The sequence below is a fragment of the Cutibacterium sp. LaCa_89 genome (assembly GCF_058177555.1).
This window is the reverse complement of sequence record NZ_CP190889.1, coordinates 1460099-1475192: the sequence shown is the minus strand read 5'-3', so window position 1 is coordinate 1475192 and position 15094 is coordinate 1460099. Positions and strand designations below refer to the sequence as shown.

Annotated in this window: 13 protein-coding genes and 1 pseudogene; 9 read left to right on the top strand and 5 right to left on the bottom strand. The window is 63.4% G+C overall.

What is annotated here, in order from left to right; all coding sequences use genetic code 11:
- Positions 1 to 123: 123 nt before the first annotated feature.
- From ACP8LP_RS06835 to ACP8LP_RS06825, 3 genes and pseudogenes are all read left to right on the top strand, one after another.
- Positions 124 to 2283, top strand: coding sequence for a DNA gyrase/topoisomerase IV subunit B (locus ACP8LP_RS06835; protein WP_484483365.1), 2160 nt, complete (start codon positions 124 to 126; stop codon positions 2281 to 2283).
- A 200-nt stretch (positions 2284 to 2483) separates the two neighbouring features.
- A pseudogene (locus tag ACP8LP_RS06830) lies at positions 2484 to 3802 on the top strand (anaerobic C4-dicarboxylate transporter family protein).
- 53 nt (positions 3803 to 3855) lie between these two features.
- On the top strand, positions 3856 to 5187 hold the full coding sequence (locus ACP8LP_RS06825; protein ID WP_036975944.1) for an MFS transporter: 1332 nt from the start codon (positions 3856 to 3858) through the stop codon (positions 5185 to 5187).
- 69 nt (positions 5188 to 5256) lie between these two features.
- Here ACP8LP_RS06825 and ACP8LP_RS06820 read toward each other — a convergent pair whose 3' ends face one another.
- The 3 genes from ACP8LP_RS06820 to ACP8LP_RS06810 form a co-directional block, all read right to left on the bottom strand.
- Complete coding sequence (locus tag ACP8LP_RS06820; RefSeq protein ID WP_016667532.1) at positions 5257 to 5739, bottom strand: carbonic anhydrase; 483 nt, start codon at positions 5737 to 5739, stop codon at positions 5257 to 5259.
- Between the two features lie 16 nt (positions 5740 to 5755).
- The gene (locus ACP8LP_RS06815) at positions 5756 to 8407 is read right to left on the bottom strand and encodes a DNA gyrase/topoisomerase IV subunit A (protein ID WP_016667533.1); all 2652 of its coding nucleotides are present in this window, start codon (positions 8405 to 8407) and stop codon (positions 5756 to 5758) included.
- 65 nt (positions 8408 to 8472) lie between these two features.
- Positions 8473 to 9570, bottom strand: coding sequence for an App1 family protein phosphatidate phosphatase (locus ACP8LP_RS06810; protein ID WP_016667534.1), 1098 nt, complete (start codon positions 9568 to 9570; stop codon positions 8473 to 8475).
- Here ACP8LP_RS06810 and ACP8LP_RS06805 point away from each other — a divergent pair.
- The 3 genes from ACP8LP_RS06805 to ACP8LP_RS06795 are packed head-to-tail and all read left to right on the top strand — an operon-like array spanning position 9551 to position 11981.
- Positions 9551 to 10213: a DUF5998 family protein gene (locus ACP8LP_RS06805; protein WP_036975946.1), complete on the top strand. Its 663-nt coding sequence runs from the start codon at positions 9551 to 9553 to the stop codon at positions 10211 to 10213. The two genes, ACP8LP_RS06810 and ACP8LP_RS06805, sit on opposite strands and share 20 nt — an antisense overlap.
- A complete protein-coding gene (locus ACP8LP_RS06800) occupies positions 10210 to 11337 on the top strand; it encodes an alkaline phosphatase family protein (RefSeq protein ID WP_016667536.1) in 1128 nt (375 codons plus the stop codon). Before ACP8LP_RS06805 ends, ACP8LP_RS06800 begins: the two co-directional genes overlap by 4 nt.
- A complete protein-coding gene (locus tag ACP8LP_RS06795; RefSeq protein WP_036975948.1) occupies positions 11334 to 11981 on the top strand; it encodes a thymidine kinase in 648 nt (215 codons plus the stop codon). The genes ACP8LP_RS06800 and ACP8LP_RS06795 overlap by 4 nt, the downstream gene beginning before the upstream one ends.
- Positions 11982 to 12056: 75 nt before the next feature.
- Here the strand turns inward: ACP8LP_RS06795 and sepH are convergent, their stop codons facing one another.
- Entirely contained in the window at positions 12057 to 13127 is a 1071-nt protein-coding gene (gene sepH / locus ACP8LP_RS06790; protein ID WP_016667538.1) for a septation protein SepH, read from the bottom strand.
- 209 nt (positions 13128 to 13336) lie between these two features.
- On the opposite strand from sepH, the gene ACP8LP_RS06785 reads away from it, so the two are divergent.
- Positions 13337 to 13633, top strand: a complete 297-nt coding sequence (locus ACP8LP_RS06785) for a DUF4193 domain-containing protein (RefSeq protein ID WP_002513666.1) — start codon at positions 13337 to 13339, stop codon at positions 13631 to 13633.
- Positions 13634 to 13701: 68 nt separating this feature from the next.
- On the opposite strand, the gene ACP8LP_RS06780 is transcribed toward ACP8LP_RS06785, so the two are convergent.
- On the bottom strand, positions 13702 to 14001 hold the full coding sequence (locus tag ACP8LP_RS06780; RefSeq protein ID WP_015582794.1) for a DUF4235 domain-containing protein: 300 nt from the start codon (positions 13999 to 14001) through the stop codon (positions 13702 to 13704).
- Between the two features lie 38 nt (positions 14002 to 14039).
- On the opposite strand from ACP8LP_RS06780, the gene ACP8LP_RS06775 reads away from it, so the two are divergent.
- Both ACP8LP_RS06775 and dut read left to right on the top strand, forming a co-directional pair.
- On the top strand, positions 14040 to 14600 hold the full coding sequence (locus tag ACP8LP_RS06775) for a DUF3093 domain-containing protein (protein ID WP_036975951.1): 561 nt from the start codon (positions 14040 to 14042) through the stop codon (positions 14598 to 14600).
- Positions 14593 to 15051: a dUTP diphosphatase gene (gene dut, locus ACP8LP_RS06770; RefSeq protein ID WP_016667540.1), complete on the top strand. Its 459-nt coding sequence runs from the start codon at positions 14593 to 14595 to the stop codon at positions 15049 to 15051. The genes ACP8LP_RS06775 and dut overlap by 8 nt, the downstream gene beginning before the upstream one ends.
- The last annotated feature ends 43 nt before the right edge of the window (positions 15052 to 15094 follow it).

Sequence of the window (15094 nt, the reverse complement as noted above, 5' to 3'; positions counted from 1 at the left end):
CGTACTGAACAACGTACGTCATCGGCGGAATGTTCCCAGAAGTATCGCGGAATGGACCCCACGGGGGGCGGACATTCTCCGCAGAGCCCTGTCCGAGCCTGCCGATAGGCTATCTGCGTGACGATGGACAAGACCTCGACCTCATCATCCGGTGCTGCTGACGCCTCAGTCAGTATCGGAAACACCGTGCGCACGGCGTCGACGAGCCGCGAGTACGGCGCGAAGAACCTCTTGGTGCTCGAAGGTCTTGAGGCTGTCCGAAAACGTCCCGCCATGTACATCGGGTCGACGGACACCCGCGGCCTCATGCACTGTCTGTGGGAGATCTTCGACAACGGTGTGGACGAGGCCCTGGCCGGATTCGGGCGCCGTATCACCGTCACCTTGGAGAAGGGCGGGTCGATCCTCGTCACCGACGAGGGACGCGGTATTCCGGTCGACGTCGAGCCGAGGACTGGGCTGAGTGGTGTCGAGGTGGTCTACACCAAGCTCCATGCCGGCGGAAAGTTCGGTGGCGGCGCCTACGACGTCTCAGGTGGCCTTCACGGCGTGGGCGCATCGGTGGTCAACGCCGTCTCCTCCCGCCTGGACGTGGAGGTGGACCGTAAGTCCACCGTGTGGGGAATGAGTTTCCGACGCGGTGTCCCCGGCGTCTTTGACGGGGACGACCCCGATGCCCCCTTCACCCCCGAGTCCGGGGTGCGCAAGATTGGCAAGGCCAAGCGGGGAGCCACCGGTACCCGGGTGCGTTACTGGCCGGATCCTCAGATCTTTCTGCCCGATGCCAAGTTGTCGTGGTCCAAGCTTGCCGATCGCGCTCGTCAGACCGCTTTCCTCGTTCCTGGGCTGGAGATCGTCATCACCGACGAGCGCGGCATCCAGGCTGATCCGCAGACCGGCGGTGTTCTCGAGACCGTCTCCGAGACGATGCGCTTCGACGGCGGCATCTCAGAGTTTGCCGAGTACCTTGCCAATGACCAGCCGATCAATGACGTCACGAGATTGCAGGGGGAGGCCTCCTTCACCGAGACCGTCCCGATGCTAGACCAGAATGGCGGCATGACGCCGACCGACGTCGACCGTGACCTCGAGGTGGACATCGCCGTGCGATGGGGGACTGGGTACGACACCACGGTGCGCTCCTTCGTCAACATCATCGCCACTCCCAAGGGCGGCACCCATGTTCAGGGATTTGAGCAGGGTCTGCTGCGGGCCTTCAACGCTGGTTTGGAGGGTACCCGCATCCTCAAGTCCTCCGAGGAGATCGTCAAGGACGACGTCCTGGAGGGTCTGACCGCTGTGGTGACGGTGAACCTGGCCGAGCCTCAGTTCGAGGGCCAGACCAAGGAGGTACTGGGCACTCCGCCAGTGCGTCGTCTGGTGGCTCGCATCGTCGAGCAGAGGATGACGGCCTTCCTGACCTCGTCCAAGGCTGCTGACAAACCGGTGGCACGCACCCTCATGGAGAAGGTCGTCAATGCCTCCCGGACTCGCGTCGCGGCCCGCGCCCACAAGGAGAACCAGCGTCGCAAAAACGCTTTGGAGTCCTCCCACCTGCCACCCAAGCTCAAGGACTGCCGCTCCTCAGATCCCGACATCACCGAGCTGTTCATCGTCGAGGGTGATTCGGCCCTGGGTACTGCCAATGTGGCCCGCAACTCCGAGCACCAGGCCCTGCTGCCGATCCGAGGCAAGATCCTCAATGTCCAGAAGGCTGACCTGGGCGCCATGCTCAAGAATCTGGAGTGTGCGTCGATCATCCAGGTGGTCGGGGCCGGGTCGGGCAAGACCTTCGACCTCGACCAGGCCCGCTACGGCAAGGTCATCTTCATGGCGGACGCCGACTCCGATGGTGCCCATATTCGATGTTTGTTGGCCACCCTTTTCTTCCGGTACATGCGCCCGATGGTGGAGGCTGGACGGGTTTTCTCAGCCGTGCCGCCATTGCACCGGTTCGAGCTCATCAACCCCAAACGGGGGATGGACAAGTACCTGTATACGTACACCGACGCCGAGTACCAGCGCACCGCCGCCCAGTTGACCAAGAAGGGGGTGCGGTTCAAGGAACCGCAGCGGTACAAGGGTCTGGGTGAGATGGACGCCTCCCAGCTCAAGGAGACGACGATGGACCCGCGACATCGCACCTTGCGTCGCATCACCGTCGACGATGCCGCCGAGGCCGAGAGCACCTTCGAGATCCTCATGGGCAACGACGTGGCCCCGCGTAAGCAGTTCATCGTCGAGGGGGCCTATCGTCTCGACGCTGAACAGATCGACGCCTGAGAGGGCTTGCTCACGGCTCGTGAATGCTGCCTCGCGGTGACGCTGTGAGGTGCAATCGGTGTGCTGCCTAGGTGACTGGTCTTAAGCGATGCCACGGCCCTGGGCGGATAGGAGTAGGCCATGCTGGATCACATACGACAGTCCGGTGGCGGATACAACGACAAGATTGATGGAGAATCCGCTGCGGGGAGGCTGCAGCAATGATCTGGTTCCACCTTGCTGTGGCCATCATCTTCATCATCATCGGGTCGCGCCTCGGTGGGGTTGGTGTCGGGCTCGCGGGAGGCGCGGGATGTATTGTCCTCGCCGCCACTGGTCTCCACACGAAAGTAGCTGAGGACATTCCCTGGACGGTCATCGGAATCATCATGACCGTCATCTGCGCCATCGCAGCCCTCCAACTTGCAGGTGGTATGGACTACTTGGTGCACCTGACTGAGGTCATGCTGCGCAAGAACCCGACCACATCAATTATCTTGCGCCGTTATCAACGTTCCTCCTCTCCTTGCTGTGTGGCACTGGACATACCGCATATTCTGTGTTGCCTATCATCGTCGAAGTGGCGAAGGAGCACAAGATCAGACCGTCGAGACCGTTGTCCATAGCTGTTGTTGCGTCCCAGGTCGCGGTTGCATCCTCACCGATTTCGGCATCGACATTGGCGTTGGTCGGAGTTCTGGAGCCGTTGGGGGTGGGATACCTCAAGATTCTTGCGGTGACGATTCCTACCACCTTTATCGGGTGCGCTGTTGGTGCGGTTGTGGCATCGCACCAGGGCAAAGATCTCGAGGATGACCCGGTCTATCAGGAACGCGAGGCCAAGGGCTTGGTGAGCCACAATGCGGCTGTCGGCGACACCGGCTGGAAGCCAAAGCGATCGGCTGTACCCAGCCTTGTCGCCTTCCTGATCGCCCTTGTCGTGGTGGTCGGTTACGCCACCATTTCGTCAGAGGAAGTCGGTGTGCTGTCCAAGCCACCTATGACGTCGTCGGCGGCGATCATGCTCATCATGTTGGCGACAGCGATGATCATCTGCATGATCTCGCATGAGGACGTCAAGCAGCTCACTACCCAGGCGACATTTAGGGCCGGAATGTCAGCAGCAATCTGTATTCTGGGGCTGGCATGGCTTGGCAACATGTTTGTCAATAGCTACATGGACGTCCTGACCCATGCTGGCGCTTCGATCCTGCACTCCGCCCCGTGGTTCCTGTCGGTGATCCTGTATCTGGCTGCGCCACTGATGTTCTCTCACGCTGCGACCACCGTTGCCTTCATGCCGGTGGTGGCCAAGGTCGGTGTGTCACCCGCGGTGATGCTGGCTTGCTACCCGGCAGTGGCTAATTACTATCTGCTGCCGAACTACCCTACGACGGTTGCCGCTATGGAGATGGACGACACCGGCTCGACGCGAGTTGGACGCATCGTCTTCAACCATCCCTTCGTCATTCCGGGGACCGTCTCGATCGTCGTGACGATCCTGGTGGGAGCTTTTTGGGTTCCCGTCGTGCTGGGTTGATGCTGCGATGAGCAGTGACCATAAGTGGCTGGGCACCGCTAAACTCCACAACCATGAGCCACGTCGTCGTGCCGGCGGACCAACGCAAACGCGTCTTCGCCTGGGCCATGTGGGATCCGGGCACTCAGCCTTTCGCATCGGTCATCACCACCTTCGTCTTTGCCGTTTACCTTGTCGGTGACGCCTTCGGGCCGAAGGACACCACCGTCACAGCCCTGTCATGGACGATGAGTCTGGCCGGTCTGGCGATCGCCTTGCTGGCGCCGATCGTCGGCCAGTGGGCAGATAGACGAGGACGCCAGGTGACTGCCCTGAAATGGCTCACCTGGACCCTGACCGTGATGTCCGGGCTGCTGTTCTTCGTCAAGCCCCATCCGTCCTACCTCCTCCTTGGGCTGGTGTTGTTGGGAGTCGGCACGGTCATCTCGGATGTCGGCAGCTCGCTGTACAACGGCATGCTCGACGACGTCGCGGAGCCCGGCAAGATCGGTCGCATTTCCGGTCTGGGATGGGGCATGGGTTACCTGGGCGGCATCATCGCTCTGCTCGTCATCTACATCGCCTGGATCAAGCCGAAGGTCGGTTGGTTCGGGGTCACGAGCCACGAAGGCATGAACATCCGTGTGGCGATGCTGTTCTGCGCCATCTGGATCCTGGCGCTGACCCTGCCCACCTTCCTCATCCTGCGTGACGACCCACGCCCGGTGGACCAGTCCGAGCCCCAGTTACGAGGATTCCGCGCGCTGGGACATGCCTACGCCGAACTGTGGCGCAGCGTGGTGAGGATTTGGCACATCAGCCGCAACACCATCATCTTCCTCGTCGCCTCGGCGCTGTTCCGTGACGGCCTCAACGGCGTCTTCCAGTTCGGTGGCCCGTTGGCCCGTCAGACCTTTGGATTCAGCGCTGCCGATGTCCTCATCTTCGGCATCGTGGCCAATCTGGTCGCCGGTATCTCGACCATCCTGCTGGGACGCCTGGACGACCGGATCGGTCCCAAACACCTCATCATCGTCTCTTTGGTCGTGCTGTCTGCCTGTGGCATCGGTGTCTTCATCGGCCACAACGGTTCGGCCATGGTGTTCTGGGTGCTCGGCCTCATCATGTGCGGCTTCGTCGGCCCGGCCCAGTCGGCCTCGCGAAGTCTCCTCGCCCGGATCTGTCCGCCGGGATGCCAAGGCGAGGTCTTCGGCCTCTACGCCACGACGGGTAAGGCGGTGTCCTTCCTGGCACCAGCCCTCTTCGGTCTCCTCGTCACGATGGGACACGCCGTCACGGGTGGCGACAACAACCAGTACTGGGGAATCATCGGTATCGTCCTGATGCTCGTGGTCGGTCTGGTGGCGATGATCCCGGTCAGCACCGCCGAGCCCCAGAACAAGTGATTGGTTCAGGCATCCCGGCTCACCTGAACCAGGACACCTGGACAGGCAACTGTTCGCGGACGACTGGGATCAGCAGACCCGCTCGACCCGTCCGGTCGTGACGTCGTAGACCATGCCGCACACGTCGGCGGCCACCAGCGGGTCCCGGCGTAGGGTCGCGACATCGTGACGCAGGCCAGCCATCTGATCGGGGGTTGACCCGATACGCATGCCTGACAGGTCAGTGCCGTCGGTCTGTCGCACCTTCTCGATGACCGAGGTGTCGTCCCCGCTGGCCATCGCGCACTTGGTGTGGGCCAGCATGACGATTCGATCAATCCCGAGGACGTGAGAGCCCACGACGAGCCCGATGCGAGCATCGGGGGTCAACCGGCCACCAGGAGTACGCAGCACCTTCGCGTCCCCGATCTTGAGATCGAAGATCGCCGGAGGATCCAGCCGGGAATCCATGCAACAGACGATCCCGACCCCTCGAGCTGCCTGCCCCGGCACGTCTGCCAGGTCGAAGGACTCGGCATAGCGGGCATTGCCATCCATCAGGTCGTCGAACATGGTCACAGTCTCCTGATCAGCTGAAGAGATCCGGTTCTGATTCGTCGTCGTGCTCAGTGTTGGTACGGCGACGACGGCGGTGCGGCTTGGACTCCTCCGAGTCCTTCGCGAGGGTCGACTCCGGGGCGGGGATGAGAGCTCCGCCCGCGTCTGGAGTCGTCCCGTCCTTGACGGCGGTGGGTTCGAGACCGTCGTCCGAGGTGTCCGGATCGAGCCGGTCGGCGGGATTGGCCACGTCGTCACCGCCATGATTACGGGTACTGACGGCCAGGATAGGCTGGCGTCCCTGATCCCCGGAACCGTCACGACGCAGGCTCGGCTCCGGCAGCTCGACAGGAACACCGGATGCCGCACATGCCACGGCAGGGTCAGGGCCGATCCAGGCGAGCACCAAGGCCGTTTCACCCTTGAGGAAGCGCTGACATCTCATGCCGCCGGTCGCACGGCCCTTGGGCGGAAACTGGTCGAAGGGGGTTACCTTGACCGAACCGGCCTCCTTGCCAGCGGCAGCGGGGGAGGAGGCCGCAATCGTCACGACCGACGAGCTATGGCTGGGAGCCGCGCCGAAGAAGACGACTGGGTCCTTGGCCTTGATACCGGCCACACCACCACCGGAACGTCCTTGCGGGCGCACCGCCGAGGCCGGGAAGTGAAGCAGGGAGGCGCCTTCGGTGACGAAGCACAGTTCGAGGTCCTCGTCGTCCAGCTCGACGGCTCCGACGACCTCGTCACCGTCCTTGAGGCTGATGACCTCCCAGAAATCCTTGCCGAGCAGTTCCGGATTGACGCGTTTGACGATGCCGTTTCGGGTTCCCAGGGCCAGGGATGGGCCTTCCCCGGACAAACTCGTCACCGCGAGGGCCTTCTCATCCTTCTCCAGCCCCACGAGGTCCGCCAGTGGGGTGCCACCGGCCACCGACGGTGCGGTGGCAGTCATGGGCAGACTGGCCAGCTCGATCGCATGTGCCCTGATGAGACGACCAGCACTGGTGATGATGCCGAAATCACCACGGGCGGTGGTGCGGGCACGGGAGATGATGACGTCATGGCTGGCTCTGTCCCCGCCACTGGGCAGGTCATCCTCGGTGTCGATGCGGGCCAGCAGACCGGTGGCCGACAGCAGCACCCAGCAGGGATCGTCGGGGACCTCCAGCGGGGCGGAGGCTGCAGCGACGGCGGGAGCCGCTCCCAACAGCACGGTGCGACGAGGCGTGCCGTACTTGGTGGACACCTCGGCCAGGTCTTCCGAGACGACTCGACGCAGTTCGGACTCGTCATTGACGATGAGAGCAAGCCCCTCGATGCGCTCGCGCAGCTCGTCACGCTCGGACTCCAACTCGATCGTGGAGAACTTGGTGAGTCGACGAAGCTGCATGTCGAGGATGTAGTTGGCTTGCACCTCGTCGAGGTTGAAGGCTGCCATGAGTCGGGTGCGGGCCGTTGCCGCGTCCTCGGAGGACCGGATGATGGCAATGACGTCGTCGATGTCGACGATGGCCAGCAACAGTCCCTCGACGAGGTGCAGCCGGTCCTTGGCCTTGTTGAGCTGGAAGTTGGTGCGCCGCAGCGTGACCTCGAGGCGATGGTCGAGGTAGACCTGCAACATCTCCTTCAGACCGAGGGTTCGCGGCTGTCCCTCGACCAGGCTGACGGCGTTGATCGCGAAGGAGTCCTCGAGCTTGGTGAGCTTGTACAACCGCTCCAGCAGGGCCTCCGGGTTGATGCCGTTCTTGACCTCTATCACCAGACGGGTGCCGTTGGCCAGGTCGGTGAGGTCCTTGACGTCGGAGATGCCGGTGATCTTCTTGGACTGCACCAAGGTCTTGATCTGGTCGATGATGCGCTCCGGGCCGACCATGTACGGCAGCTCGGTGACGACGATGCCGCGGCGTCGCGGGGAGACCTTCTCGATGCGGGCGGTGGCGCGGATCTTGAAGGAGCCCTTGCCGGTTCGGTAGGCGCCAGCGATGCCGTCAAGGCCGACGATCCGCCCGCCGGTGGGCAGATCCGGTCCCGGCACGAAGCGCATGATCTCCTCGAGATCAGTGTCCGGGTGGTCGAGCATGTGACGCAGGGCCGCAACGACCTCGACGAGGTTGTGTGGCGGAATGTTGGTGGCCATCCCCACCGCGATGCCCGACGCTCCGTTGACGAGCAGGTTCGGGAAGGCGGCCGGCAGAACCGACGGCTCGGTCTCCTTACCGTCGTAGTTGGGCTCGAAGTCGACGGTGTCCTCGGCGAGCCCGTCAATCATGGCCAGGGCCGGGGGAGCCATCCGGCACTCGGTGTAACGCATGGCGGCCGGGCCGGCATCCAGGGATCCGAAGTTGCCGTGCCCGTCGACCAGAGGGAGGCGCATGGCCCAGGGCTGGGCGGTGCGGACGAGCGCGTCGTAAATGGCGGCGTCACCGTGAGGGTGGAGCTGACCCATGACCTGACCGACGACACGGGCCGATTTCACATGGGCGCGATCAGGGCGGACCCCCATGTCACCCATGGTGAAGAGGATGCGACGCTGAACGGGTTTGAGGCCGTCACGGGCATCGGGCAGGGCACGAGAGTAGATGACGGAGTAGGCGTACTCGAGGAAGCTGTTCTCCATCTCGCGGGAGACATCGACGTCGATGATGTTCTCGGTGAAGTCGTCATCCACCGTCTTCTTGGCCATCGTGATACCTCCCTAGCAGCACACGCTAACGACCTATATTGGTCGATCGGCGCGAAATCCGCATGTCAGGGCCGCTCTGGTGAGTCCTCGTGGTTGAGCACCTTGTCCAGGAGTGGAGCCAACTGGTCGCCGTCAGGGGCGCGTACCAAAGGGGCTGATTCGGGGGTCCACTGCACACGGTGGCGGTCCTCCATCACTGTCGTCGTGCCGTGGGCCAGCACCTGCTGGGTCGTCGAGAGCTCCCGAATGGCGATCGCGCGGGTGTGGCCGGGTTGCAGCTCGTCGAACTCGGAGTAGATCCGGATGTCGTGCTGCCCGTCATCGCCGACCAGGACCCACTCGATATCAGAAAAATCGCGCGCCAATTCGCGCAGGGCTGTCCGTTTGTGGTCGACGCCGGAGCGGAACCAACCGGTGTTCGTCGGCCCCCAGTCAGTCAGCAGCAACGGTCCTTGCGGATAGCCGTGACGGGCCAGGAACCTCACCAGGAAGGGATAGGTGTTCCAGGCGCCGGTGGACACGTAGACCACGGGTGCGTCGGGATGGCGTTCCAACAGCTTCTGGTACATGCGGGCCATACCGGGAATGGATTTGCGGGCCTGCTCGGTGAGCACGAAGGAGTTCCAGGCGGCGATGAGGGATCGTGGCAGGGAGGTCGCGATGACGGTGTCGTCGATGTCGGACACGATGCCGAAACGGGTGTTGCGTGAGACGACGAGGACCTTCGCCTTCGTCGTGTCCCCGGAGGTCGAGAGGGTGACCTCGTGCCATCCCGGTTGCAGTCCATTGTTCTTGACGCGCACGTCTACGTATCCGCCACGGTCTGCCAGGACGGTGATCTTCTCTCCGTTGACGTCGACGACGACCTCGGTACCCGGTGCTGGAAGACCGAGGAAGTTGCGCCATCCCCGCTGGGACAGCAGGTCGATGGACAACATGTTGCGCCGGGTGAGCGGAGAACGGTCAGGATGACGCTCCTCTTCCGGATTGGCACCGGGAGGACTGGTGAGGACGACTCGGCCCAGAACGCGCACATGGGTGGCCGATCCGTAACTGCGATATCCGATCACGCGCGGCACCCAACCGCGTCGACGCAGCGTGGTGTTGAGGCGCCTGTGAAGGGCATCCTCGACTCGGGCTCCGATGAACGGCCGGTTCGACATGTCTTGGAGATTACTGGATCGGGCTTCGTCGTGGGACGATGGGCCGGTGAGCCAGTCTGTCGATCAAGCCCGAACTCCTCTTCCGGCTGCCCTAGCTGCCGAAATCCAGTCCTGTGGGTTCTTCCCTGAACTGGTCAGCGACGTCGCCGAAACCTCCTTGGCAGGAGAGGAGATCCTCGACCATCTGCTTCACCTCGAGGCAGCATTCGACAATGACGAGGTTCACCGGCATCTCACCGTCATTCTGCGTACTGCGACGCGAATGCTCATCGGTCACACCGACGAGCGGACCGAGGGAGGACGGCTCCAGGCCGTGACCTCAAGTGAATCGATCCCGCTGTCGGAGGTGAGCTCGGTGGTGCTGACGCGTGTCGTCCAGCACCCCGACAAATTCGGCAAGGACCCCTCCGCGGCGACCGTGGAGACCTGGCTGCAAATGACGTGGGGCGCGGTGTCGCGCATCGAGCTCGAGCCTGCCACTTGCGGTGACCCGATGTGTACCGCCGATCATGGCTACACCGGCACCTTCAGCGGGGATGACATCGTCATCCGGATGAGTCCTGCTGCTGATGGCCCCGACCAGGTCGAGCGGATGATGGGGTTTGCCACTCGAATGCAGGTCGCCACTGGAGCAGCACGATGAGTTCATTGCTTGGCCCTGATCTCATGGCGCCGGGTCCGCAGACCCTTTCCGACCTGGTGCCCGCCATGGGAAGGGTGTTGACGGGTCAGAGGTCGGCTGGGCTCGGCCTGCCCGAGGCGAGGCGTTATGTGTTCCTACTCGTCGACGGGATGGGGCGGGAGAACCTCGAGCGGTCCCGTCACCTGGCTCCCACCCTGTCGGACATGCAGGTGTGCCATGACCTGACCTGCCAGGTTCCGTCGACGACGGCCACCTCGTTGAGCTGTATCGGTACAGGTGCCGTTCCCGGACGCCACGGCGTCGCCGGGTACACCTTCCGTGCTCCCTCCGGACAGGCCATGAACGCGTTGAGCTGGGCCAACGGCGATGACCCCGAGGTGGTCCAGCCCCACCCGACGGCCTTCGAAGACCTGGTGGCAGCGGGAGTGACGGTCAGCAGCGTCGGCCCGGCACGGTTCGAGAGGTCTGGGCTGACGCGAGCGAGCTTGCGCGGTCCGAGATTCGTGGCCATTCGTGACGAGGACGACGTCGACGAGCGGGTCCGCAAGACCCTCGCCGCGTCTCAGGACGGGGAGGTCTCTCTGACCTACGTCTATGAGCGTTCCCTGGACCATGTCGGCCACGGTGAGGGATGGCAGACGGCTGCGTGGAGGTCGCGTCTGATGTGGGTTGACGATCTCGTCGGGGCTCTCCTCGACGAGCTGGATTCCGGCACTGCACTGGTGGTCACGGCAGATCACGGCATGATCGACGTGCCGCACGACCACCGCGTCATGGTGGAGGACGAGGGAGGACTGCTCGCAGACGTCGATCTGCTGGCAGGGGAGCCGAGATTCCGCCACATCTACACCCGACGTCCCGACGAGGTCGCACAGCGTTGGCGACGGGTGCTCGGAGATCGCGCCCAGGTCGTGGTGGGTGATGACGCCGTCGACGCGGAACTTTTCGGGCCTGTCGATGAATCCACTCGATCCCGGTTCGGTGATGTGCTGGCGATCACCCGTGACGACTGGGCGATCATGAGCCGTGCCATCCCCAAGGAACTCTCCCTGGTCGGCATGCATGGTTCCCTGACCCCGCAAGAGATGAGGATTCCGTTGCTGGCGCAGGTTTGCGAGGGATGAGGATGGCTGAACTCGTCTTCCACACCGGGCCGATGGACTCCGGAAAGTCCACACTCGCGCTGCAGATGGACCACGCTCAGTCGGCCCATGACCGTCAGGGTGTCAGGTATGCCATGCACGATCGGTCTGGCGGTGCCCGCATCACCTCCCGAATCGGTCTGAGCGTCGAGGCCGTCGAGGTGACGGACTCCCTGGACCTCTACCAAGACGTCGTGGCGCGGTTGAGTCGCGGTGGGCGCATCGACTACCTCATCTGCGACGAAGCTCAGTTCTACCGTCCCGAACAGATTGATCAGCTCGCGCGGGTCGTCGACGACCTGGGGGTTGACGTGTACTGTTTCGGCATCCTCGCCGATTTCCGGACCGCGCTCTTTCCTGGCTCCAAACGGCTCGTCGAGCTCGCCGACCGTGTCGTCCAGCCTCCCGTCTCGCCACTGTGCTGGTGCGGACGTCCTGCGACCCACAACGCCCGTATCGTCGGCGGCGTCATGGCGCGTGAGGGGGATCAGGTGGGCGTCGGCGACATCGGCGGCGGATCCGAGATCCACTACGAGGTGTTGTGTCGTCGTCACCACCGTCAGGGGATTACCGGAGAAATGTCCAGGGCGACCCTTTCGGAGCAGACCTTACCCTTCGACGGCTGAGAGCCCCGAATGCCCCGAGCCCGGCTGGACGGCGGGGCTCGTGTGGTTGTGAACGTCTCCGGCGGTCATGACCTCTCACGCGTGGGGGGTGGGTCCTCCGAACATGATTTCGTCCCACGACGGGATCGACGCCCTCTTGGACTTGCGAGGCTTGCGCTTCTTGCGCGGCTGCTCGCCACCCTCGACGAGGGCATCCTGTCGGGGCTCGTCCTTGTCGGCAGGCTGGCTGTCCTTGGTGGACTTCGACCTGCGAGACGTCGCCCTGGTCGTCGGCTTCCTGGCAGGAGCGTCCTTTCCGGGCTCACGCCTTTCCGGCTCAGGAGCGGTGGAGGACTCTTCGGTCGCGTCCGAGGGGGTGTTCTCGTCCTGGAAGTCGTTGGTCTGGGACTCCTGCGTTGCGGCCTGTGATGTTTCCGACGTCTGGGTTCCGGGGGCGGAATCGGCGTCGACCACCGGCGTCTCCAAGCCCTCATAAATGTTGACCGAGTCCTCCTGGAAGCCCGCCAGCATCTCGTAGAGCATGTCCATGTCGGCTGGGGATGAGGGGACGAAGTCATAGACCCCGTCGTGTTTGGTCATCCCGGCGACGGCATTGGGGTCGTCCGGCTGCTGCGGATGATTGCTCACTGCGCGAACGATGGCCAACTCGTCGTTGAGATCCAGCGTCGGCTCCTGATCGGGATCAGGAGCACCATCTGGCAACGGCTCAGCGGGAGCAGGGGACCGGTCGTTGACGAGCCAACGTGCACCGGCGTCCTCAGGGGAGGTGTGGCGTCCCTTGAGATCGAAGCGGAACATCGCTGCGCTCGGAGCTCCATCCTCGGTCTCGGGCCAGGTGGCCTCAAGGGCCCAGGTAAGGTCCTCGTGGCGCCACGACCGCCAGGAGATCTTCTCATCGGGGATTGAATTGGCCTTGGCGACGCGGGAGATGACGGTACCCAGGGTGCGGTGGGACCCGGCCGCGCCGGCGCGGCGAACCGGGCACGTCATGGCAACCTCAATGATGTGGTCCAACTCGGCGAGGACCGGTACGGCGAAGGGCTCCACCTGGTCGACGCCGACGCCCGCCTCTGCGGCCACCTCCTCGACAGTGGCCCCGGAACGGATCCGCGACTGAATCTCGCGGGGGCTCAGAGCGCTGTCCATCGTCCACCTTCCCTCCCGACCCCTTGTGGTCGGGGTTTGGCTGTGTGAGCCACCAACTTACTGCCTCCGGGCGTGATGGTACCGCCTGGATGCCCTGGCGCGCTGTCTGTCGACTTGACAGGTGTGATACACAAGGGTGCGAATGTTGTGCGGTCGCAGCTCGCAATGAGCGAGTTGGCGACGTCTCGAGTCCTTACTGGAAGGTGACTATGGCTACCGATTACGACGCTCCCCGCAAGACTGATGAGGAGGTCAGTGAGGACTCCATCGAGGAGCTCAAGAACCAGCGCAACGACAAGAACTCCGGAAAGGTCGACGAGGACGAGGTCGAGGCTGCTGAGGCTTTTGAGCTTCCCGGCGCTGACCTGTCCCATGAGGAGTTGACCGTCCGGGTGTTGCCTCGCCAGTCCGGCGAGTTCACCTGCGCGTCTTGCTTCCTCGTGAAGGGACGCTCCCAGCTGGCTGAGGAGCGTGACGGTCAGTTCTACTGCGTCGATTGCGTCTGATCCTCCCTTGACATGAACGGGCCCCCGCCACGTGGCGGGGGCCCGTTGTCGTTTCGTGGGGTAGGGGCTCAGTCGTCGTTCTTGTCCTTGAAGTCCTTGCCGGTGATGGGGTTGACCGAGCTGAACTTCATCCAGCGCTTGTTGACGAAGCGGTGCATCAGCAGCTGGGATCCGGCGATCCCGATGCCGCTGGCCAGCGCCCATGAGAGTGCTTTCGTGGTCGAGACCTCGGGGTCATCAGGCTGGGGAGTCTCGTCGTCGCCGGTGACGTACTTCCACACGCCTTCGACGACCTTCTGGCTAACGATGGTGGTGACGGCGCCGAGGGCACCGGCGTAGACCTTCCACAGGATCTTTTCTGGGATCATGGCGTCATCATATTGCGTCATGGCCCGTCGACTAGGCTGTGACGGTGAATTCCCCCCATCCTTCTGGACCAGTCGTCTACTCCGAGAGACTCTGCGCCCCGCCTGCATGGTGGCTCATCGGAGCTGCCGTCGCGATCTCGCTCATCGTGGCGATCGGTGCCTGGACGAGCCCGACCACTGGGATGATCGTCGCCGTCATCATCGTCGTGCTCGTCGTTGCTGCCTTCGTCGAGGCCGGACGGGTACGCATCGTCGTCACTGAGGACGGATTTGGTGCAGGACGGTCCTGGATCGAGTGGAGATGGGTCGATCGGGTTCGGGGCGTGGACGCAGGGACGATGACGTCCGTGATGCACTCCAGCCATCAGGTCGGGTCGTTCCTCGTGACACGGCCCTGGATAAAGTCTGGGCTCGTGTTGAGGCTCGCTGATCCTGCAGACCCGCATCAGGCATGGATCGTCAGTACCCGCCACCCCGACAAGTTGGCGGCGATCGTGTCCGAGTACGTGGTGGCGCCGGATTCTGCCGCTGTGTCCTCCCCACCTGTTTCCAAGGATCCTTTCAGTGACTCTCGTGATGAGGAGGACAGCCGTGACTGACGTCATCGTCCCGACCGTGGCAGATTCGGAAGCCATGCCCCGCTATGCGATGCCCGGTGACGCCGGGGCCGATCTCACCTGCCGCCATGACGTGGACCTGGGTCCGGGGGAGCGGGCCATGGTCGAGACCGGTGTGCGTATTGCCCTGCCGGAGGGTTACGTCGGGCTGGTCAACCCGCGGTCAGGCCTGGCCGCGCGGTGCGGACTGTCGATTGTCAACGCTCCCGGGACCATCGACTCCGGGTACCGAGGACAGATCAAGGTGCTGCTCATCAACACTGATCCCAGGGAGTCCGTGCACCTTGATGCCGGGTCGCGAATAGCTCAGCTCGTCATCGTCCCGGTGGTGCAGGCAGTCTTCCAGCCGGTCGGCGACCTGGACGAGACCGAACGCGGCCAAGGCGGATACGGGTCGACCGGCGTTTCTGGTGTGCGTCCCGCTGATGGTTAGACTGCATTTGTTGACACCACAGTGTCGGTCGAGGAAGGACACA